The following is a 20674-nucleotide window of genomic DNA, read 5'->3' as shown; positions in this document are numbered from 1 at the left end:
TTAGTATCTTTTTTTATAAAAGCCATAGTAAACCAAGACAAGCCGATACAATAAGAATATGAGTAGTTTGAAGCTTAAATTTATAACTTAAGCCAAGCACGATTGCAAATGACACAACGGTCAAAGCACTAAACTGACTTTCTTTTAGGATTAACATGGAAAAAATGGTTACCGTTGCAAGGCTGATCAGTGTAGCAGAACTAATACGTAATGACTTAAGAATAATTTCCCAAAGTTTTTTGTGAGTCGCATTAACGTAGGAACGATACACAGTAAGGGTCAATACGACGCCGATTAGGACACAACCCAAGGTTGCGGTCATGGCCCCAGGAACTCCAGCAATGTTTAGTCCTACAAAAGTGGAGATGTTTACTGTTAACGGACCGGGTGTCATTTGGGAGATGGTTATCATATTGATAAACTCTTGGGTGGTAATCCAACCATGGACATTGATAATTCGATTTTCAATCAAAGGAATGGTTGCATAACCACCACCTAAACTAAACAATCCTACATATAAAAATTCTACAAACAATTTAATCAACGCTAACATGGCGCAGCTCCCATCGGTTTAAAAGATATACAAACATAAAATTGAGGATAAGAATAAAAACAATGTGAATTTTGAACACCAGCGAAAGGATTAATCCCGTAGCATAAAACATGATTGCGGATTTTTGATCTCTTTGGTATAGATCCTTCACCATGTCGATGACAAGGCGCACCATAATGACAGCAACACCAACCTCTAATCCCTTAAAAATTGCTTGGATAAGGGGCTGGCCCATAAAAAAATCATAAGAATAAGTAATCACTGAAATGATAAATAATGGTGGCAAGACGGTGCCAATAAATGAGGCGAAGCCTCCAGCTTTACCGTTAATTTTATAGCCCACACCCGTTGCAAGATTTACGGAAATGGCACCCGGTGCAGATTGAGCAATCGCCGCTAGGTCTTGTAATGTGTCTTCGGTGATTAATTGTTTCTCTTCCACATATTTTGTACGTAAAATGGGGATGGTTATGTATCCACCACCAAAGGACACCGCGGATAAGAAAAAGGATGTATAAAATAGTTCGAAATTTGTAATTTTCTTCATAAAAAACCTCCGCTTGTATTATAGGTAATTCTTAGAGATAATTATAATAGATAGAATGAATGAAGGTATAACCGTATCGTTATGGAGGAAGGCATGAATATCCGTTTATTAAAAATTTTTAAGACAGTTTATGAATTAAAGTCAATTACAAAGGCTACAGAGATTTTGTACATATCACAGCCCGCTGTATCGCAAGCAATTAAGGAACTTGAGACGGTTTTAAAACGTAATCTTTTTGTACGTAAATCAGGAGGAATCGAACCAACACCGTTTGGTACTCAATTTTACGTTCAGGTTACTCATTTTTTAAAAGGGTATCATCAGTTTGAGTCAGATGTTTTTAAATTGGATCAGTCCAATCCATTACGAATTGGTTCCAGCATTACGGTTGCCAAGACCACACTCCCGGATATTATTAAAGATTTTGAGGCATTGAATTCAACCAATAAAACAGTAACAACGATTGCGAATGCTCAAGATGTCCTTGAACTGTTGGTTGAGGATAAAGTCGATGTTGCCATTATTGAAGGTGCAATGCAAGACGATGGTTTTGAAACGATCCATCTTGGTTCTTATGAACTAAAATTTTTCTCAAAAACTCCATTTGATATTTCGACACTCGAGTCATTACTTCAACATCGAGTCTTGCTCCGAGAGCCGGGCAGCTCAATTCGGAATGCATTTGAAGAATTGCTTTTAAGAAATGGATTGGTTTATCAAGCAACATGGCAAGCTGTGAATTCAGAAGCCATCCTATTTGCGGTAAGTCAAGATTTAGGAATTGGTTTTTTACCGGAAGTTCTCATTGATGATGTATTTTATATTTATAACGATATCAAGTCAGATATTCGTACACCGATAACTCTGTGCTATCGGAAAAATCAAGTTTTTGAAGATCCTTTAAATGAATTTGTGGAGATTGTAATCAAGGCGTTTGGTAAATAATACGAATTCCTTTAATCCGAGCGTGTGATATGTTAGAATACTAAAAAAGAAGAGGTGACTTATGGATTATTCAGTATTAATTGTTGCCGCTGGAAAAAAAGCAGCAGAGGGTGCAAGTTACGCAAAAGCACTTGCCTCATTTAATGACTCTAAAAGTGTTTTAGGTCAGACAATTTCCGTGTTTATGCATGACACGCAATGTAAACAAGTCGTAATTGTTGCGAGTTCTGCCGATATGACACGTGTTGTGAAATCGAATGGAAGCGGTAAAATTGTTTATGTTAAAGGTGGGAAAACACGTCAAGAGAGTGTGCTAATTGGTCTAACAGCCGTCTCTGAAGATGTTGTTTTGATTCATGATGGAGTACGTCCATGGTTGCGTCAAGGTTTAATTGATAAACTTCTTGTGCGTATGCAAACTGAAAAAGCATGTGTACTCGGGTTACCTCCTACCAGCCGCATGTGCCGAGTTGTAGATGGTTATATTGAGTCAACAGTTGATACAGATTCTTTCATTCAAACCCAAACACCACAGGCATATCACACTTCATTTATTTTGAGTTGTTATGCGAAAGCAAATCGATCGGGTGGAACGTTTATGGATGATTCAGAAGTTGTCTCCGCATTCTCAGACGTTAAGATTGCAGTTGAAGCGGGCGATTCGCGAAATCGTCGATTTATACTTAAAAAAGAAGATTAGGACATTAGGTCTGTGAAACTTATTTAGTGATGACGGAATAGGTTTACATAGACCTTTTTGTTTGGTATAATGAAGAACGGATAAAATATAAAAAAATATCCTTGCTCGAAAGAGCCATAGACCAGAAGGAGGTGTACAAATGCGCAAATATGAAGTAATGTACATCGTGAAACCTACATTAGACGAGGAAGCTCGTACAGCAGTTATTGCTAAATTACACGCTATCTTAACAGATAACGGAGCAACAATTGATGATGTTAATGAATGGGGTTTACGTGAACTAGCATACGAAATTGAAGACTTCAAAAAAGGTTACTATGTAGTAACTCAATTTACATCAGGTGACGAAGCAGTTAATGAATTTAACCGTTTAACACGAATCAATAACGATGTAATCCGTCACATGATCGTACGTCAAGACGAAATCTAATCAAAAACACAAGGGGTGATTATTTATGATTAATCGCACTATATTAGTGGGTCGTTTAACTCGAGATCCAGAACTTCGTAAAACACAAACAGGTAAATCAGTCGTATCATTTACTGTAGCGTGCAACCGCCGCTTCGGTCAACAAGATGAAACTGATTTCATTAACTGTGTGGCTTGGAATCATACAGCTGATTTCATGGCGAATTACTTGCTAAAGGGTGCTTTAGTAGGGCTAGAAGGTCGAATTCAATCGAGATCATACGAAGATGCTACTGGCAAACGTGTGTATGTTCAAGAGGTAGTTGTGGATACACTTCAGTCACTTGAATCCCGCGCGCAACGTCAAGAACAAGGCGCAAGCCAAGGTCAATATCAGAATCAAGGCGGAAATCAAGGTGGATCAAGTTATACACCTTCATATCAACCAGATCCTGAACCATCATTCTCAATGGATGATGAACCTGTTCTCGATATAACCAGTGACGATCTTCCATTCTAATCGAAAGGAGATTTGTTATGTCATTCAGAAAATTCCGTGGACCACGTCGTAAAGTTTGCTATTTTACAAAAAATAACGTAAAAACAATCGATTACAAAGATGTGGAATTACTAAAACGCTTTATCTCAGCAAATGGTAAAATTATTCCTAGACGTGTTACAGGTACAAAAGCTAAATACCAACGTCCATTAGCAACAGCTATTAAACGTGCTCGTCAAATGGCTTTATTACCATACGTATCAGATAACTAAGATATACAAAAGCCTCTCTAACGAGAGGTTTTTACTTTATGGAGGATACTATTATGAAGAAAACATTGAGTCTTACTTATGGCGCAATGACTGTTGCTTTAACAGGTATTATTTTATTTTTTGATCGTATAACTGCAGGTTTTTTTATGACGTTTCTTGCGCTGCCTTTAATTGTTTATGGTTCGTATTGTGAGTGGTCGGATGCCTTCGTTGTCTATCTCTCATGTATCATTATGGCGGTTATTATGTCTGGGCTTTTCTCAACTGTTTTAATGATGGCGGGTTATGGTGCCGTAGGCTTAGCGTATGTTTACTGTATGAAAAAGAATGCCTCCCCATCGCGGAGTTATCTTGTTATGGGAGCGGTTATTGCATTGTTTTACTTTATAATGATTCGATATTTTGGACCTGCATTCGGTATGGATTTTCAAGAAATCATACAATCTGTGAAAGGAATACTAAATGTTCACAATTCATGGGTGCTTTATGGGATTTCCATCGGTATGGTTCTGTTTACAATGGCTATGGAGCTCTTTATTATTAAAACGAGTTCGGACATCGTTTTAGTGATGTTACATCGCAATAGAAAATAGTGTTATTTTGTGATAAAATTTAGGGTGAAAACCTAGGGGGTTTATTATGTCAAATCGATTTGAGACTCTTAAAACACGTTTAATGATTTTAACTTTGACCCAATTGGTGGTCCTCTTCTTTTTCCATGTTTTTATTAATAAATACTTATATGTTGTTCAATACATTTTCCTTGTGATTGATTTTGCGATTATCTTTTATATCTTTGCAACCGCGATTACAAGTCGTAAGGAGCGTGTTATCTCTGTTGCGGATGTATTAGGTCAGGAAGCACGGTACGCTTTTGAGTATGCAAATATGGGGATTATTACGCTTGATGATCAAAATACAATAACGTGGATGAGTGAACTTTTTGATGAACTTAATATTCTCGGAACGGGAGAATTGGTTACCGATATTTTTCCATCAATTGTGAAAATAATAAAAGGAAATCAAGAAACCATGACAATTCGTTTTGATTCGCATGTTTTTGAAGCATCAACAATGGGTCAGAAAAACATCGTTTTCTTTAAAGATGTTACCGAATTGAATGAACTTGAAATTATTAATAAAAATAACCAAGTTGTATTGGGAATTGCCCATCTTGATAATTATGAAGAAACAACACAGTACGAAGAAGAACAAACGATTGCCTTTATTGATTCAAACATTCGTCAGGCTGTTGTGCGATGGGCGGATAATCATGAGATGTTTGTGCGTCGTATTCGACCAGACCGTTATCTTTTAGTACTCAATGAGCAAGTGTTTCAGCGACTTGAGAGTGAACGATTCTCGATTGTGAATGAAATTCGAAAACAAGCTACAAAAATTGACGCAAGCATTACCTTGTCATTGGCTTTTGCACGACACAGTGATAATTTTAAAGATTTAGAAGATATGTCGAATAAAGCACTTGAAATGGCACAGAGTCGTGGTGGTGACCAGGTTGCAATTAATACTAAAAATGAAGTAATGCGATACTTTGGTGGGAATACTGAAGCTGTGGAGAAACGAAGTAAGGTTCGTGTACGGGTCATGGCTCAAAACCTCGGTGAACATATTTTAGAATCCAGTAATGTCGTAATTGTAGGACACCGCATGATGGATTTTGATTGCTTCGGTAGTGCCTTGGGTGTCTCATCAATTGTTTCAGTTTACAATAAAGAAGCATCTATTGTGATTGATTTAGAGGACACTGAGGTTAATCTTGCAGGCGGAATTCGAAAGCATCGTGAAGAATTTGAGAAGGATCACAATTTAGTAACACATGAAAAGGCGCGTGAACTTATTGGGCCCAATACATTACTTATTATGGTAGACCATCATTCCTTACAACAATGTCAATTTCCGGATTTAGTGGATAAAGCAGAAACGATTGTGGTGATTGATCATCATCGTCGTACGGGTGATTTCAAGTTTAAACCAACACTAACATATATTGAATCTTCCGCGTCATCTGCAAGTGAGCTAATTGTTGAGTTGTTCCCATATCACCGTCGAAATGTTGTTATTTCAAAGTTGGAAGCAACCTTTATGTATACGGGGATGTTGATTGATACAAATCGATTTAGAAATCGAAGTGGAAGTCGAACATTCCAAGCAGCTGCTGAGTTACGAAAATATGGCGCTGACTTAATGGAAGTTGAGAACATGCTTCGAGATGAATATGAAAGTTTTGAAATGAAGAATAAAGTATTAAGCAAATGTGAATTTTTCGATGATTACTATGTGATTGCGGCCTATAAAGATGAGTTATTACCACGGCCACTCATGTCACAAGCGGCTGATGAAATTCTCACGGTTAAAGAGGTTGAGGCTTCATTTGTGGTTGCTTATGTTGATGAAGACATTGTGGCCATCTCATCGCGTTCAAAAGGAGAACTTAACGTTCAAGTTGTGATGGAACGCCTTGGTGGTGGTGGACACTTTACGGGTGCCGCGGCTCAAATTAAAGGACAGTCGATTCATGAAGTAGTGGAATCGTTGAAAAAAGCTATAGAAAATGTAAGAGAGGAAAGTGAATAATATGAAGTTGATTCTATTAAAAGATGTTAAAAAAGTAGGTAAGAAGAATGATATTGTTGAGGTAGCCGACGGTTATGCACGTAATTTTTTATTACCCAATAAACTTGCAGTTATGGCAAGTGATCAAAGTCGTGAAATTTTAGACCACCAAAAAAAAGAACATGCTGCAGAAGTGCAAGCAGAGATTGAAAAAGCGAAAGAACTCGCAAAAGAACTTGAAAAAATCACTTTAGAATTTAAAGTAAAAGTGGGTGAAGGGGGTCGTGTATTTGGATCTGTATCCACAAAACAAGTAGAGGATGCATTGAAGAAAGAACACAAAATCAAAGTAGATAAGCGTAAATTTAAACCAAATGGTCCAATTACTCATTTAGGATCGAACCGTATCCAAGCAACATTGTATGGAGATGTAACCGGAGAAATCCATGTTAAATTAATTGCTGAATAAAAGGAGGAACTATGCGTAAATTGCCTTACAGTCAAGACGCGGAGATGGCACTTTTAGGAACACTATTGGTGTTTCCAGAGTCTGTTGCAGTTGTCGAAGAATATGACATGCAAGTCGATGACTTTTATAATACCGAGCACCAAAGAATATTTTCTCATATGTTGGAAATTATTGAACGTGGTCGTGTTTTAGATGCGACGACTTTAATAACACGATTAAAAGATCAACATGAAATTGATAGTGTAGGTGGTGTTGAATACTTATTTGCCCTTACGGAAAACAGTGCGACACCAGCAAGTGTGAAGCATTATATCGAAGTAGTTCAAGAAAAAGCACAGATGCGACGTCTTATCGATGTTGGGCAGTCTATCGCTGAAAAAGGGTTTGACTCTACAACAGAACTTACCGCACTCCTTGATGAAGCAGAACAGAGGATTTTAGAAGTAACGCGTGTCCGTCGAACGACTGAGATGCAACAAAGTCGTGATGTTGTACGAGAAGTAATCGACAATCTAAATCGTATTCGTGATAATCATGATCGTATTACAGGTTTGAAAACAAATTACAGTCATTTGGACAATGTCACCAATGGATTACAACGGGGTGACCTAATCATCTTGGCGGCGCGTCCCTCTGTAGGGAAAACCGCTTTTGCGTTGAACCTGGCATTGAATGCTGCACGTCATAACAAAGATGAAAAAGCAGGTATGGCAATCTTTTCTCTTGAGATGCCTGCAACACATTTGATATCTCGGATGTTAAGTGCTCAATCTTCCGTTAAAAGTGAGTATTTACGAACCGGCAACCTCAATGATGAACAACTCAATAATGTTTATGCTGGCGCGAATGTTCTATCGAAACTGAATATTTTTATTGATGATAGCTCAACAATCACCGTTCCAGAAATCTTTTCGAAGTGTCGAAAACTTAAAGCTGAAGGAAATCTCGATATGATTGTAATTGACTATATTCAGTTAATTACAGGACGCGGTAAAACCGAATCCCGTCAACAAGAAGTATCTGAAATTTCCCGTGGACTGAAACAATTAGCTCGTGAGATGGATTGTCCAGTTATTGCTCTGTCTCAGTTATCACGTTTAGTAGAACGACGAGACAGTAAAATTCCTCAATTGAGTGATTTACGTGAATCCGGTTCAATTGAACAAGATGCGGATATTGTTATGTTCTTATATCGAGAAGATTACTATAAAGATCGTGAAGGCGAGGATGACGACGCACCTCAAATGCCAAAACCAGAACAACAAGAAGTATTACTTAAAATGGCGAAACACCGTAATGGTGCATTGGCAGATATTACCCTTATGTTCAATGCTTCCATCAGTAAATTTTATGGAGTAGCCGGAGAAGGAGGTAGATTGTAATATGAAAAAACATAAAAACCTCATTATGATATCCGTTGCATTTCTTTTTGCGATTGGATTGGGTTACCTTTACAAGTCGCCAACTTCCGCAACAGAAATAAAAACCGCGTATGAAGCAATCGATTCGTCATCCGCGATTTTTCCTCAAGAAGTAGTTACTGTAAATGATAATCCAGTGGTTATTACAAAACTTTATCGTGAACAGAAACTTGTCGGCGTTATTAAAGATTCAACACGCTTACAAAAAATGTTCGATGAAGTATATGAAAATGAATATAAAGAAGAATTTCCAGACTCAAAGCTTGGATTTATTGATGACTTGATTCAAGTCGATGAGATGAGTTTTAATATTTATGAAGATCGCGATAATGATATTTTTGACTACCTTTATAAAGAAAATTTATTTGCGATTGAAGCAAATAAGGTAACATTTTCAAATGGAGCCATTATCTACGTAAAAAACTCCGAAGATTTTGATTCGGCGCGCGATAAATTTATCCAGAACTTTACCAGTGAAAGCACATTTGATGCCATTAAAAACAATAAAAAAATTCCAGCGATTACCGATTATGGAACGAAGGACATCGATGTAAAAGTTAAAGAAACCGTTAAAGTAACGCGGGGTCTGGCAACGAAAGATAAGATTTTAAAAGATGAAACGGAAATTCTTACGTTCCTTAGTTATGGGTATAATCCTAAAGTTGAAACGTATAAAATTAAGCCGTTTGATACATTAGAAGGTATTGCATACCATAGTGGAATGAACGTAAATCAAATTCAGTCCATCAATGCTGATAAAATTAAAGACGTAAATCAAGTGCTTGAAGTCGGTTCGGAACTACGAGTAAGTAAGTTTGACTCACCATTTACCGTTACCGTAACAAAACAACGTATGACGACGGAACCCGTTTATCCTGAAAAAACGGTATATCAATCTGATCCAGAACTTGCAGAAGGAAAAGAAGTTGTGGACGTTGTGGAACAAAATGGTGCACGAGATGTTATTTACGAAGACGTTTATGAAAATGGTGCATCCATCTCAACGAAAGAAATTTCAAGTAAAGAAACTAAGAAACCAGTTCGTGGTGTCATTCGTTATGGAACTAAAGTTGAACCAAAAGTAGGTAGTGGAGCTTGGCGTTGGCCATTAGACAATGCCTATGTCCTCTGTGGATATGGTTGTTATCCAAATCACTCGGGTACTGACTTCTCGACACACGGTAGTGGATATGGTCCAATTTATGCGATTGACCGTGGTGTTGTAACTACAAACTCCTATGATCCAGGTGGATGGGGTAATTATATTGTTATTGACCATGGTAACGGATACCGTTCCCTCTACGCGCATATGGCAAGCCCAGGATATTTCCAAGCAGGCCAAACGGTTGCGAAGGGTGAAAACATTGGTTATGTTGGTATGACGGGTCGAACAAGTTATCCACACGTTCACCTCGAAATTATTGTAGGTGGAGGAACACGTGTTGATGCATGTGGTGTTATTGGCTGTTAAGGCTTAATCAAATCGAAGTATAAACGAGATTACGGTCTCGTTTGTGCTTTCCAAAAGGAGTTGGTTTAATGAAACAACATAAAGAACTGAAATTAATCCTGATAACTTTTGTAGTCTCAGTACTTATTGCGTATGCAATCGAAACTGTGAGTGCGAATGCGAGTGTTGTGGATTTATACAAATTAACCGATACATCTACATCAATTTTCCCACAAGCGGCTCAAGGGAAGTCCGACAAACCAATTGAGGTTACAAAACTGTATCGCGATAATAAACTAGTGGGGATTATCAGCGATGGCTCTAAACTTAATAAGATGTTTGACAAAGTATATGAAGAAGAATATAAAGCGGAATTTCCGGATTCAAAATTAGGGTTTATTGATGATCTAATTCTGGTTAAAGAGCTAAGTTTTAATCACTATGAAGATCGTGATGATGAAATCTTTCAATATCTCTATGATGAAAAATTATTTGCGATTGAAGTAAATCAAGTGAAGTTCTCAAATGGTGCGATTATTTATGTCAAGAATATTGATGACTTCAACAAAGCGCGTGATACCTTTATCCGAAACTTTACGGATGAGAAAACTTTTGAAGCGATGAAAAACAACCATAAAATCGAAAGTATCAAAGATTATGGAACTCACGATGTCAATGTGGAAGTTGAAGAGACGGTTCAAATAAGCAAAGGACTAACGTCAAAAGAAAACATTCTTATGAATGAAAGTGATGTATTAACCTTTTTAAGTTATGGATATAATCCTAAAGTTGAAATTTATGAAGTTCAGCCTTATGACACAATTGCAGGGATTGCTTGGCATAAAGGTATGGATGCAAATCAAATAAAATATATAAATAGTGATATAATTAAAGACGTAAACCAAGTACTTGAAGTTGGATCAAAACTTCGAGTAAGTAAGTTTAATTCTCCATTTACCGTTAAAATTACTCGCGAACGAATGACTTCAGAAGTTGTTTATCCCGAGTCGACCATCTATGAATCGGACCCGGAATTATCGGAAGGGAAAGAAGTTGTGGATGTTGTGGAACAAAATGGTAAACGAGATGTGGTTTATGAAGATGTTATTGTGAATGGTGCTCCGAAGTCTTCAGAAGAAATTCGGACTCAAATGACCAAAGAGCCAATTCGTGGAAAAATCCGTTATGGAACTAAAGTTGAACCGCGTATTGGATCGGGTAACTATCGTTGGCCATTAGATAACGCGAATATCTCTTGTGTATACGGAAATTCCTGTTATTACAATCACAATGGAACAGATTTCGTACTTAATGGTGGAGGATTTGGTCCAATCTATGCGGTTGACCGTGGTGTTGTCTCGGAGACGGTAAGTGGTTGTTTCGAAGGGAATTATGGCTGTGGAAGTGGCTGGGGAAACCATATCGTAATTGATCATGGTAACGGCTATACAACACTTTATGCACATATGGCTACCGGACCATACTTTAATGTTGGAGATCTTGTAAAGCGCGGAGATAATATTGGCTATATGGGTATGACGGGAACGACTTATGGTCCTCATGTTCATTTAGAATTCCGTTATCATGGCGTGCGGGTGGACCCATGCTCTGTTATGGGATGTTAGATAAAGGAAGATGTTTATGAAATATTCAATGCTTGCAAGTGGATCTAAAGGGAATTGCTGTCTTGTGGAATCGCAAGGGGTTCGAATTATGATTGATTGTGGAACCACCAAGCGTTATCTTAAGCAAAGTTTTGAATCACTTGAACTAACATTTGATGATGTAGATTGTGTGTTGATTACGCATGATCATAGCGATCATACAAGTCAGCTTAAACATTTTTCACACCATCAAATCTACTGTCCTTCTGATATTGTGTTCAATCATATCAGAGTTGAACCGTATACAAATTATCACGTTGGACCATTCGTAATTACAGCCGTGAAAACATCTCACGATGCGGATGATTCAGTTGGCTATATTGTGGATGATGGACATCGAAAACTTGTTTATATTACTGATACAGGATATATTCGAGAACAAGATTTTGAACTGATTCGTGATGCAGATTACTACATACTAGAGAGTAACCACGATCCTGAATTGTTAATGCAAACCAATCGTCCTTATGCCATAAAGCGTCGTATTTTATCGGATACAGGTCACTTGTCAAATGAAGAAGCGGGTGTTCTGTTATCAAAAGTTGTTTCGGAAAAAACAAAGGAAATTTTACTAGCCCATCTTAGTTCGGAAGCTAATGATGAATATTTAGCCCTATCAACAGTTCGTGAATTAGTTGATAATGAGGGGATTGAATTCAATGTCGCTAAACAATTTGAAATTGTAATTGGAGGATATCAAATATGAAAAAAGACCAAGGCTTTAAAAACACATTTATCGGAATTTTAGTTATTTTACTTGCTTGGAATGGATTTTTAACATACCAAGTGTATGATTTAAACAATCGCCCTACAGTCACAGAAAAGACAGAAGATGGAAAAACTGTTGAGAAAGTTGTCACAGAATTTGAAACAGATCCAACAAAAGTCGTTGAGAATGTTCGCGACCAAGTAGTGAGTGTCTTAAATGTTCAAGGTGGACAACTGGCGGGTAGTGGATCTGGAGTTGTATACAAAAATGAGGGTGGTAAAATTCATATCATTACCAACAATCATGTAACGGAAAAAGGGGAACAGTTTTATGTTCAGTTCTCTAATGGTGAAAAAGTCGAAGCGAAATTGTTAGGATCAGATCCATTTACCGATCTCGCATTGCTTCAGGTAGAAACCGAATCGGACGTAAAACCCATGAAACTTGGAGATTCATCGGTTGTTAAAGTAGGGGAATTTGTACTTGCAATCGGAAGTCCCGTCGATTTGGAATTCGCAAACTCAGTAACGTTCGGCGTTATTTCGGGTAAAGACCGAAAAGTTCCGGTAGATTTAAATGGTGATCGTAATCCAGATTGGGATATGGTTGTTATGCAAACAGATGCCGCAATTAACCCGGGAAATAGTGGTGGTGCCCTTGTGAATATGAATGGCGAATTAATTGGTATTAATTCAATGAAACTTTCTTCGGCTCAAGTTGAGGGGATGGGATTCTCGATTCCAATCAATGAAGTGGTTCCAATCATTAAACAAATTGAAGAAACAGGTAAGGTTCAATATCCCGTGATCGGAATTTCGGGTGTTTCCGTTTCAGAAATGAATCCATTCCTAAGAAATTACTATAAAGTGCCTGCGGATGTAAGTGCCGGCGTCTTTATTGCGGAATTAACACAAAATGGCCCAGCCCGAAAAGCAGATATTAAAGAGGGTGACATCTTAACTCACATTAATGACAAAGCTATTTCGAGTTATCGAGAATTTAGACGCGAACTTTATACACATAAAGTGGGCGATGCTGTTAAACTCACCATAAATCGAAATGGCGCAACACATGAGGTAGAGGTAACATTGCAGTGATTAAAATAATCGCAATTGGAAAAATAAAAGAGAAACCAATGCAAGCACTGATCCAAGAGTTTGAAAAACGTCTTAAACCCATTCATGCCGTTGAGATGGTTGAACTTCCGAATTCCAATAAAACGGATATTACAAGCATCATCGAAGATGAATGTCAGCGTATTATGGAAAAAATTGATGATCGTGATTACGTGATTCTTATGGACTTAAAGGGTAAAGATTTGGATTCTGTATCAATGGGTGAGAAAATAATTGACCTGATTGATATGGGAAAACCAATCATCTTTATCATCGGAGGTTCTCATGGTGTGAACCAAGCGATTCGAGATCGTGCGAACTATCGATGGAAGATTTCAAACCTTACATTTCCGCACCAACTTGTACGACTCATGTTGTACGAACAAGTGTACCGTTTTTTTATGATTTCAAAAAATCATCCATATCACAAGTAAAAAAAGACTAATCATTGTATTAATCTTTAAAATAGTATAAAATTGAAATGAAAAGTAGGAGGTTATACTTATGAAAGAGATTACAGTAACAGTTATTGATCCTGTTGGATTGCATGCACGTCCTGCAACCGTAGCAGTAAATGCAGCAAGCAAATTCAAGAGTGAAATCAAAATCAGCTACAAAGGTAAAGCTGTAAACATGAAATCAATCATGGGCGTTATGTCATTAGGAATTCCAACTCAGTCAGAAATCGTTATTTCAGCTGAAGGCGAAGATCAAGATGATGCAATCGCTACAATTGAAGAAGTACTAAAAGCACAAAAAGTAATTGCTTAATTTTATAATTAGAATAAAATAGAAGATGAGAATCTTCTATTTTTTTTATGCAGGAGGGAATTATGTCATTAGATAGATGGAATGAGTTGGCTCGCAATTATTCATGGATTGAGGAAGCAATGAAATCAATGGATGAAAGCACAAAACAGGACGCTTTTTATAAGTCATTAGAATTTGGTACTGCAGGAATGCGCGGATTATTAGGAATCGGACCTAACCGCATGAATGTTTATACGGTAGCGAAAGCAAGTGTGGGATTTGCGAAATACTTAGTTGAGACATTCAAAAATCAAGAATTAAAAATAGCGATTGCATATGACAACCGTCATATGTCTAAAGAATTCGCGGATGTGAGTGCAATGGTATTGTCCACATACGGTATTAAAAGTTACATTTTCTCACAACCTCGACCAACACCGGAGTTATCGTTTGCGGTAAGAACTTTAAACTGTGTTGGGGGAATTGTTATTACAGCAAGTCATAACCCTAAAGAATACAATGGTTATAAAGTCTATGATGAAAATGGTTGTCAATTGGTGGATCACAAGATTGCGCGTGTGATTACGCTCATCAATGAGGAACCGGATGAAACATGTGTTGATATCAATCAAGGTGATCGTTCAATGATTACATATATGGAAGCTGATTTTGATGAGACCTATAAAGATGCAATTCATTCGATTCAATTACGCCCTGAGGAAGAAAAGACGTTATCGGTTGTATTTACATCTCAACACGGAACATCTTATCCGCTTGTACCCGATATCCTAACGGATGCAGGATATCATGTTATACCCGTTCTTGAACAAAGTAATTATGACCCTAATTTTAGTGATACTAAAACACCAAACCCTGAAGAAAAAGCATCTTATGATCTCGCGGTTGAATATGCGAAAAACCATGATGCAGATCTCGTGTTGAGTTGTGACCCGGATGCAGACCGCATGGGGATTGTAGTTAAACATCAAGATACGTATGTTTACCTTACAGGGAACCAAGGTGGGTCGATCCTCCAAGAATATATTTATGCTACGCATATTGAAAAAGAAACGATGCCCGAAAATCCAATTATGTTTAATACAGTTGTGACTTCTGATCTAGGCGAAAAGATTGCGCAAGCATATGGTGTTAATGTGGAGAAAACATTAACCGGATTTAAGTATATTGGTGATAGCATTGAAAACCACAATAAAGTTGGTGATTACAATTTTGTATTTGGATATGAAGAGAGTTATGGTTACCTCATTGCGGACTTTGTACGTGACAAAGATGCATTGCAAGCATGTATGATGGTTGCGGAGGCAGCAAACTACTATAAAAACAAAGGGTTGACGCTTGTAGATGTTTTAAACGGACTTTACGACCGCCATGGTGCTTATCATGAAACGCAGGTTGCGATTACGTTATCAGGACAAGAAGGCTTAAATCGTATTCAAGAAATACTAACAACGTTTAGAGAATCAAATATTGAAATGTTTGCGGGAATTAAGGTTCTATATCGTGATGACTATCTCACTTCGACACGATCAAATGGTGAGATGTTAACATTACCAAAATCAAACGTTATTAAATACAGTCTTGAAGATGGTTCTTGGATTGCAATTCGTCCATCGGGAACCGAACCAAAATGCAAGTTCTACTATTGCGTTGTCGGTAAAACAATCGAAGAATCACTCTTGAAATTTGAAGCACTAAAAAAAGACATTAATCAAATAGCGCAACTCGACTAAAAATACAGTGTGCTATGTCTTTTTAAGGCGTAAACGGTACATTGATATATTCGTTAAAATCATGTATCTTATATATGAAAAAGAAGGAGCACATATAAATTATGAATAATATAGAAAACTTAGCAGTTAATACACTACGTGTGTTATCTGTCGATGCAGTTCAAAAAGCAAATTCTGGTCATCCAGGGATGCCTTTAGGTGCTGCACCCATGGCATACACAGTCTGGGCAAACCATATGAACTTTAACCCTGCTGATCCAAAATGGATTAACAGAGATCGTTTTGTTCTGTCTGCAGGACATGGTTCGGCACTGCTCTACTCATTACTCCATGTATTTGGGTATAATGTTTCAAAAGAAGATTTACAAAATTTCCGTCAGTTTAACTCGTTAACACCAGGTCATCCAGAATATGGTCATACGGATGGCGTTGAAGCTACAACAGGTCCTTTAGGAGCGGGTCTATCGACAGCAGTTGGTATGGCAATGGCTCAAGAACATCTTGCAGCAAAATATAACAAAGACGGTTTTGAAGTCTTCAATAACTTCACTTATGTCATTTCAGGTGATGGTTGTATGATGGAAGGAATTACAAGTGAAGCTTCCTCATATGCAGGAGCAATGAATTTAGGTCGCTTGATTGTTCTTTATGATTCAAACAACATTACAATTGAAGGAAGTACAGATCTTTCATTCCATGAAGATGTTTGTGCACGTTATGAATCCTATGGGTTTGATACATTCGTAGTTGAAGATGGTAACGATATCGAAGCAATTAATGCTGCAATTATAGAAGCTAAAGTAAATCTGGATAAACCTTCATTTATTGAAATTCGAACAAAAATTGGTTTCGGAACACCTAAAGAAGGTTCTGCCGCATCACACGGTGCTCCAATCGGTGAAGAAGGTATCAAAACATTTAAAGAACTTGTAAATTATCCAAGTCTTGAACCATTCTATGTACCCGAAGAAGTTTACGAACACTTTAGTTCAATTGCAGCTGAAGGCGCAAAAGCACAAGAAGCATGGAATGCAATGATGGATTCATATAAGAATACGTATCCAGAATTAGCACAACAATTAGAGCAAGATTTCAAAGATATTACTGTTGAAGAACTCACAGCAAATAAATCACTTTTTGAATTTGAAGATAAGCCAATGGCAACACGCAGTGTTTCGGGTATGATGATTAACCGTCTTAAAGATCAATATTCAAATATTTTTGGAGGGTCTGCAGATTTAGCGCCTTCAAACATGACTCATATGAATGATGAAGATTCATTCTCTTCACAAAACTTTGCAGGACGTAATATTCATTTTGGTATTCGTGAACATGCAATGGCTGCAATGGGAAATGGGATTGTTCTCTATGGTGGACTTAAAGCATATGTTGCAACATTCTTCGTGTTCTCAGACTTCCTAAAACCAATGGCTCGTTTAAGTTCACTTATGAACTTGCCACTAACCTACGTTTTAACGCATGACAGTATCGGCGTTGGAGAAGATGGACCAACTCATGAACCTGTTGAACAATTAACAATGTTACGTTCATTACCGAACTTCTATACATTCCGTCCTGCAGATGCTACTGAAACAGCATACGGCTGGGTTTTAGCACTTACATCAAAAACAACACCAGTTGGACTGATTCTTTCACGTCAAAACTTACCACAACTTAAATTAACAGGTGCCGATGCACTTAAGGGTGGTTATGTTGTGAAGGATGCGGAAAAGGTTGATGCAATCATCATGGCTACTGGATCTGAGGTTTCACTTGCAATTGAAGCAGCTGAGTCATTAGAAAAAGAAAACATCGGTGTTCGTGTTATTTCAATGCCATGTATTGAACTCTTTGAAGCGCAAAGCAAAGAATATCAAGAATCGGTACTTCCTTCATCCGTTCGTGCCCGTGTTGCTGTAGAGGCAGGGTCATCGATGAGTTGGGGTAAATTTATCGGACTTGATGGTGCGTATGTAACCTTGGATCACTTTGGTGGTTCTGCACCAGCACCAAAACTCTTTGAAGCATTTGGATTTACTGTTGAAAATGTATCTGAAACTGTAAAATCAGTAATCAAATAATAACGATTAAGATGTGAGGAAGTCTCACATCTTTTTTTATTCAAAGGATAGGGTATAATAAACATAAAAAGAAGAGGTGCATGTTAGATGATACGTTATATGGAAATTCCCGAGATTGAACAGGTTATGAAAATATGGTTGGAGTGCAACTTGGAGGTTCATTCCTTTATGGAGGCCACCTATTGGACAGACAATTATGATACTGTAAAAGAAATGATGGAGAATTCAAACATCTATGTTTCAGTTGAAGAAGGTGTTATTCAAGGGTTTGCAGGTGTGACTGAGGGCTATTATCTTGCGGGTATTTTTGTTTTGAAAGATTATCGAAACAAAGGAATTGGTAAGCAACTTCTTGATTATATAAAAACGCGATATGATGAACTCACACTTGATGTTTATGATCACAATAAACAAGCACAAAACTTTTATAAACGCGAAGGATTTGTTGTTGTGGAAACGCATCCCGAGAGTCCTGTCGAACATACCATGGTTTGGCCAGAAACAGTTTAATGATCTCTCATTAAGAGACTTGACTTAGACCGATGTAAGATGTAAAATATATAAGCCTATAAAAAGGCTTTTGTTATGTGGGAGAGTGATGCAACCATTCATTTAACCACAGCACAGACAAACACATATAAGGAGGAATGTCTCGTGAGTAAAAAAGTTGCAAGAGTAGTTAAACTACAATTCCCTGCCGGTGGCGCTAAACCAGGACCTGCATTAGCTGGTGTTGGTATTAACATGCCTCAATTCTGTACTGCGTTCAATGATCAAAGTAGAGAACGTGCAGGAGATGTCGTTCCTGTAGAAATTACAGTATACGATGACAAGTCATTTGATTTTGTCTTAAAAACAACACCTGCTGCAATCTTATTAAAGAGAGCTGCTGGCGTTAAGAGTGGATCAGCAACACCAAATTCAAACATTGTTGCTACAATCTCAGCAGATCAATTACGTGAAATTGCTGAATATAAAATGCCCGATTTAAATGCAAATAGCATCGAAGGTGCTATGAACATCGTTGCTGGTACAGCACGTAATATGGGTATTGCTATTGAAGGAATGGAGGACTAGAGTATAATGGCTAAAAAATCAAAAAACGTCGTTAAAGCTAATGAATTAGTGGATCGCTCAAAAGTTTACTCAATTTCTGAAGCAATCAAATTAGCAAAAGAAGCAAGTTTCGCAAAATTCGATGAAACATTTGAAGTTTCATACCGTTTAAATGTTGATCCTCGTCATGCTGATCAACAAATCCGTGGTGCTATGGTATTACCTAATGGAACAGGTCGTTCACAAAAGGTATTGGTTGTAACTCAAGGTGCTAAGGAACAAGAAGCAAAAGATGCTGGAGCAGATTTTGTTGGTGGTAAAGAAATTCTTGAAGAAATCCAAAAAGGATGGTTCGAGTTTGATATTATCGTTGCAACACCAGATATGATGGGTGAACTTGGTAAACTTGGTCGTGTATTAGGACCTAAAGGTTTAATGCCAAACCCTAAAACTGGAACAGTAACAATGGACATTACTAAAGCTGTTGAAGAAATCAAAAAAGGTAAAATCGAATACCGTGTTGATAAAGAATCAAACATCAATACAATTATCGGTAAATCATCATTTACAGATGAAGCATTAGAAGAAAACTTTAACGCATTACATGACGTAATTCTTAAATCACGTCCAGCTGCAGTTAAGGGTGCTTTTATTAAAAACCTTACAATCTCAACATCAATGGGTCCTGGAATCAAAGTTTCAATCGACTAATTTATGTTAAATTAAACAAACCGGTCTTAGACCGGTTTTTCTATATTAAGGAGTAACCATGGACTTAAAATTTAACAGTGAATACTGTGTTTTTGTAACAGTTCTCACTAAATACAACAATCAATTTTTATTTGATAAAAACCAAAAACCCATTCAAGGGGTTTTACGATACAAAGAACGCATTGAAGATTGCGCAAAGCGCTTGGTTAAAGAAACGCTTAATCAATCGATAGAAAATCTTGAATTTATCGGTCTTGGAGAGTCATTTGGATTTGAGTGTAGTCACGGTCATAATTTTATCATGATTGCGGATGTGGAAGGTTTCAGTGAAAATACGTCTTTCTCTGTGGTACAAGAAGCAAATTATCCTGAGATGTGGCTCCCATTGATTAATGCAGAGGATTTTGATTTTTATGAGTATCGCACCGTAGAACCGAGTTCTTTGGAGTCCAAGGATTTAAGTTATGCGATCGCTACCGGACATGAGTTTACATTTCGAGTAAGTGCGGTAATACGTTCAGATCAGGGAATTCTCTTCGATGATGCTCATAATTTAATTGGTGGTCGTCAACGACTTAATGAAACAATCTATCAAGCGTTGGAACGTGAAGTTAAAGAAGAATCTGGATATGATATCGATGACTCATATTTCATAGGGATTGCGGAAGATATTGTGGAACTGCCAAAGTACAATAAAATCGTCCATTATTTAAATCTTGTTTTTGAAGTGTCGGGTGATTTTTCAGAAAACATTAAGTCATCCGGTCAAGGATTCGTATGGAAATCCGAAGATGACATTGAAGACTTAGATATGGGGATGGTTGAAGTTAAACATATCATTGAGAGCATGTAAAAAGACAGCAGATATAGGGTGGAGTTGTCAAACAAAAGTAGACATTAATAAAAAACTAGAAACCCTTATCCATTTTATATTGGATAGGGGTTTTGTAATTTAAACAGTAAGCAGGTCTTTCAAAATTGAAATAATGTACATATTC

The 20674-nt window shown here is 37.4% G+C and carries 23 protein-coding genes; 21 read left to right on the top strand and 2 right to left on the bottom strand.

Annotation, left to right across the window (positions count from 1 at the left end):
• Window positions 1-13 precede the first annotated feature (13 nt).
• Together EPJ89_RS02825 and EPJ89_RS02820 are read right to left on the bottom strand one after the other, a co-directional pair.
• Window positions 14-553 (bottom strand): chromate transporter, encoded by a 540-nt coding sequence (locus tag EPJ89_RS02825; protein ID WP_200548948.1) that lies wholly within the window; start codon window positions 551-553, stop codon window positions 14-16.
• Entirely contained in the window at window positions 537-1100 is a 564-nt protein-coding gene (locus EPJ89_RS02820; protein ID WP_125163977.1) for a chromate transporter, read from the bottom strand. The genes EPJ89_RS02825 and EPJ89_RS02820 overlap by 17 nt, the downstream gene beginning before the upstream one ends.
• 93 nt (window positions 1101-1193) lie before the next feature.
• Here EPJ89_RS02820 and EPJ89_RS02815 point away from each other — a divergent pair, with 93 nt between their 5' ends.
• From EPJ89_RS02815 to EPJ89_RS02715, 21 genes are all read left to right on the top strand, one after another.
• Window positions 1194-2045, top strand: coding sequence for a LysR family transcriptional regulator (locus EPJ89_RS02815; protein WP_161636816.1), 852 nt, complete (start codon window positions 1194-1196; stop codon window positions 2043-2045).
• 61 nt (window positions 2046-2106) lie between these two features.
• Entirely contained in the window at window positions 2107-2745 is a 639-nt protein-coding gene (locus EPJ89_RS02810) for an IspD/TarI family cytidylyltransferase (RefSeq protein WP_161636815.1), read from the top strand.
• Between the two features lie 139 nt (window positions 2746-2884).
• Window positions 2885-3175: a 30S ribosomal protein S6 gene (rpsF, locus tag EPJ89_RS02805; RefSeq protein WP_018580287.1), complete on the top strand. Its 291-nt coding sequence runs from the start codon at window positions 2885-2887 to the stop codon at window positions 3173-3175.
• Between the two features lie 25 nt (window positions 3176-3200).
• Window positions 3201-3674 (top strand): single-stranded DNA-binding protein, encoded by a 474-nt coding sequence (gene ssb, locus EPJ89_RS02800; protein WP_125163979.1) that lies wholly within the window; start codon window positions 3201-3203, stop codon window positions 3672-3674.
• A gap of 17 nt (window positions 3675-3691) precedes the next feature.
• Window positions 3692-3925: a 30S ribosomal protein S18 gene (gene rpsR / locus EPJ89_RS02795; protein WP_003774357.1), complete on the top strand. Its 234-nt coding sequence runs from the start codon at window positions 3692-3694 to the stop codon at window positions 3923-3925.
• A 53-nt stretch (window positions 3926-3978) separates the two neighbouring features.
• Entirely contained in the window at window positions 3979-4518 is a 540-nt protein-coding gene (locus tag EPJ89_RS02790) for a DUF2232 domain-containing protein (protein ID WP_161636814.1), read from the top strand.
• 46 nt (window positions 4519-4564) lie between these two features.
• Window positions 4565-6520: a DHH family phosphoesterase gene (locus EPJ89_RS02785; RefSeq protein WP_161636813.1), complete on the top strand. Its 1956-nt coding sequence runs from the start codon at window positions 4565-4567 to the stop codon at window positions 6518-6520.
• A gap of 1 nt (window position 6521) precedes the next feature.
• Window positions 6522-6968, top strand: a complete 447-nt coding sequence (rplI, locus tag EPJ89_RS02780) for a 50S ribosomal protein L9 (protein ID WP_125163981.1) — start codon at window positions 6522-6524, stop codon at window positions 6966-6968.
• A gap of 11 nt (window positions 6969-6979) precedes the next feature.
• Window positions 6980-8350 (top strand): replicative DNA helicase, encoded by a 1371-nt coding sequence (gene dnaB, locus EPJ89_RS02775; protein ID WP_125163982.1) that lies wholly within the window; start codon window positions 6980-6982, stop codon window positions 8348-8350.
• A 1-nt stretch (window position 8351) separates the two neighbouring features.
• On the top strand, window positions 8352-9860 hold the full coding sequence (locus tag EPJ89_RS02770) for a M23 family metallopeptidase (RefSeq protein ID WP_125163983.1): 1509 nt from the start codon (window positions 8352-8354) through the stop codon (window positions 9858-9860).
• Between the two features lie 68 nt (window positions 9861-9928).
• Window positions 9929-11464 (top strand): M23 family metallopeptidase, encoded by a 1536-nt coding sequence (locus EPJ89_RS02765; RefSeq protein WP_200542578.1) that lies wholly within the window; start codon window positions 9929-9931, stop codon window positions 11462-11464.
• Between the two features lie 16 nt (window positions 11465-11480).
• Window positions 11481-12209: an MBL fold metallo-hydrolase gene (locus EPJ89_RS02760; protein ID WP_125163985.1), complete on the top strand. Its 729-nt coding sequence runs from the start codon at window positions 11481-11483 to the stop codon at window positions 12207-12209.
• Complete coding sequence (locus tag EPJ89_RS02755; RefSeq protein WP_125163986.1) at window positions 12206-13309, top strand: S1C family serine protease; 1104 nt, start codon at window positions 12206-12208, stop codon at window positions 13307-13309. The genes EPJ89_RS02760 and EPJ89_RS02755 overlap by 4 nt, the downstream gene beginning before the upstream one ends.
• A complete protein-coding gene (locus tag EPJ89_RS02750; RefSeq protein ID WP_200548946.1) occupies window positions 13306-13761 on the top strand; it encodes a 23S rRNA (pseudouridine(1915)-N(3))-methyltransferase RlmH in 456 nt (151 codons plus the stop codon). The genes EPJ89_RS02755 and EPJ89_RS02750 overlap by 4 nt, the downstream gene beginning before the upstream one ends.
• Window positions 13762-13831: 70 nt before the next feature.
• Entirely contained in the window at window positions 13832-14098 is a 267-nt protein-coding gene (locus EPJ89_RS02745; RefSeq protein WP_003774368.1) for a phosphocarrier protein HPr, read from the top strand.
• A 62-nt stretch (window positions 14099-14160) separates the two neighbouring features.
• Window positions 14161-15828, top strand: a complete 1668-nt coding sequence (locus EPJ89_RS02740) for a phospho-sugar mutase (RefSeq protein WP_200548944.1) — start codon at window positions 14161-14163, stop codon at window positions 15826-15828.
• A 101-nt stretch (window positions 15829-15929) separates the two neighbouring features.
• The gene (gene tkt, locus EPJ89_RS02735) at window positions 15930-17909 is read left to right on the top strand and encodes a transketolase (RefSeq protein WP_207106281.1); all 1980 of its coding nucleotides are present in this window, start codon (window positions 15930-15932) and stop codon (window positions 17907-17909) included.
• Between the two features lie 87 nt (window positions 17910-17996).
• Window positions 17997-18419, top strand: coding sequence for a GNAT family N-acetyltransferase (locus EPJ89_RS02730; protein WP_161636808.1), 423 nt, complete (start codon window positions 17997-17999; stop codon window positions 18417-18419).
• A gap of 144 nt (window positions 18420-18563) precedes the next feature.
• Window positions 18564-18986, top strand: coding sequence for a 50S ribosomal protein L11 (rplK, locus tag EPJ89_RS02725; RefSeq protein ID WP_125163991.1), 423 nt, complete (start codon window positions 18564-18566; stop codon window positions 18984-18986).
• A 6-nt stretch (window positions 18987-18992) separates the two neighbouring features.
• Window positions 18993-19676 (top strand): 50S ribosomal protein L1, encoded by a 684-nt coding sequence (gene rplA, locus EPJ89_RS02720; RefSeq protein ID WP_161636807.1) that lies wholly within the window; start codon window positions 18993-18995, stop codon window positions 19674-19676.
• Window positions 19677-19734: 58 nt separating this feature from the next.
• Complete coding sequence (locus tag EPJ89_RS02715) at window positions 19735-20529, top strand: NUDIX domain-containing protein (RefSeq protein ID WP_161636806.1); 795 nt, start codon at window positions 19735-19737, stop codon at window positions 20527-20529.
• Window positions 20530-20674 lie beyond the last annotated feature (145 nt).

Origin of the sequence: Erysipelothrix sp. strain 2 (EsS2-6-Brazil) (assembly GCF_016617625.1) — a bacterium.
Classification (GTDB): Bacteria; Bacillota_I; Bacilli_A; order Erysipelotrichales; family Erysipelotrichaceae; genus Erysipelothrix; species Erysipelothrix piscisicarius.
This window is presented reverse-complemented; position numbering and strand designations above follow the sequence as displayed.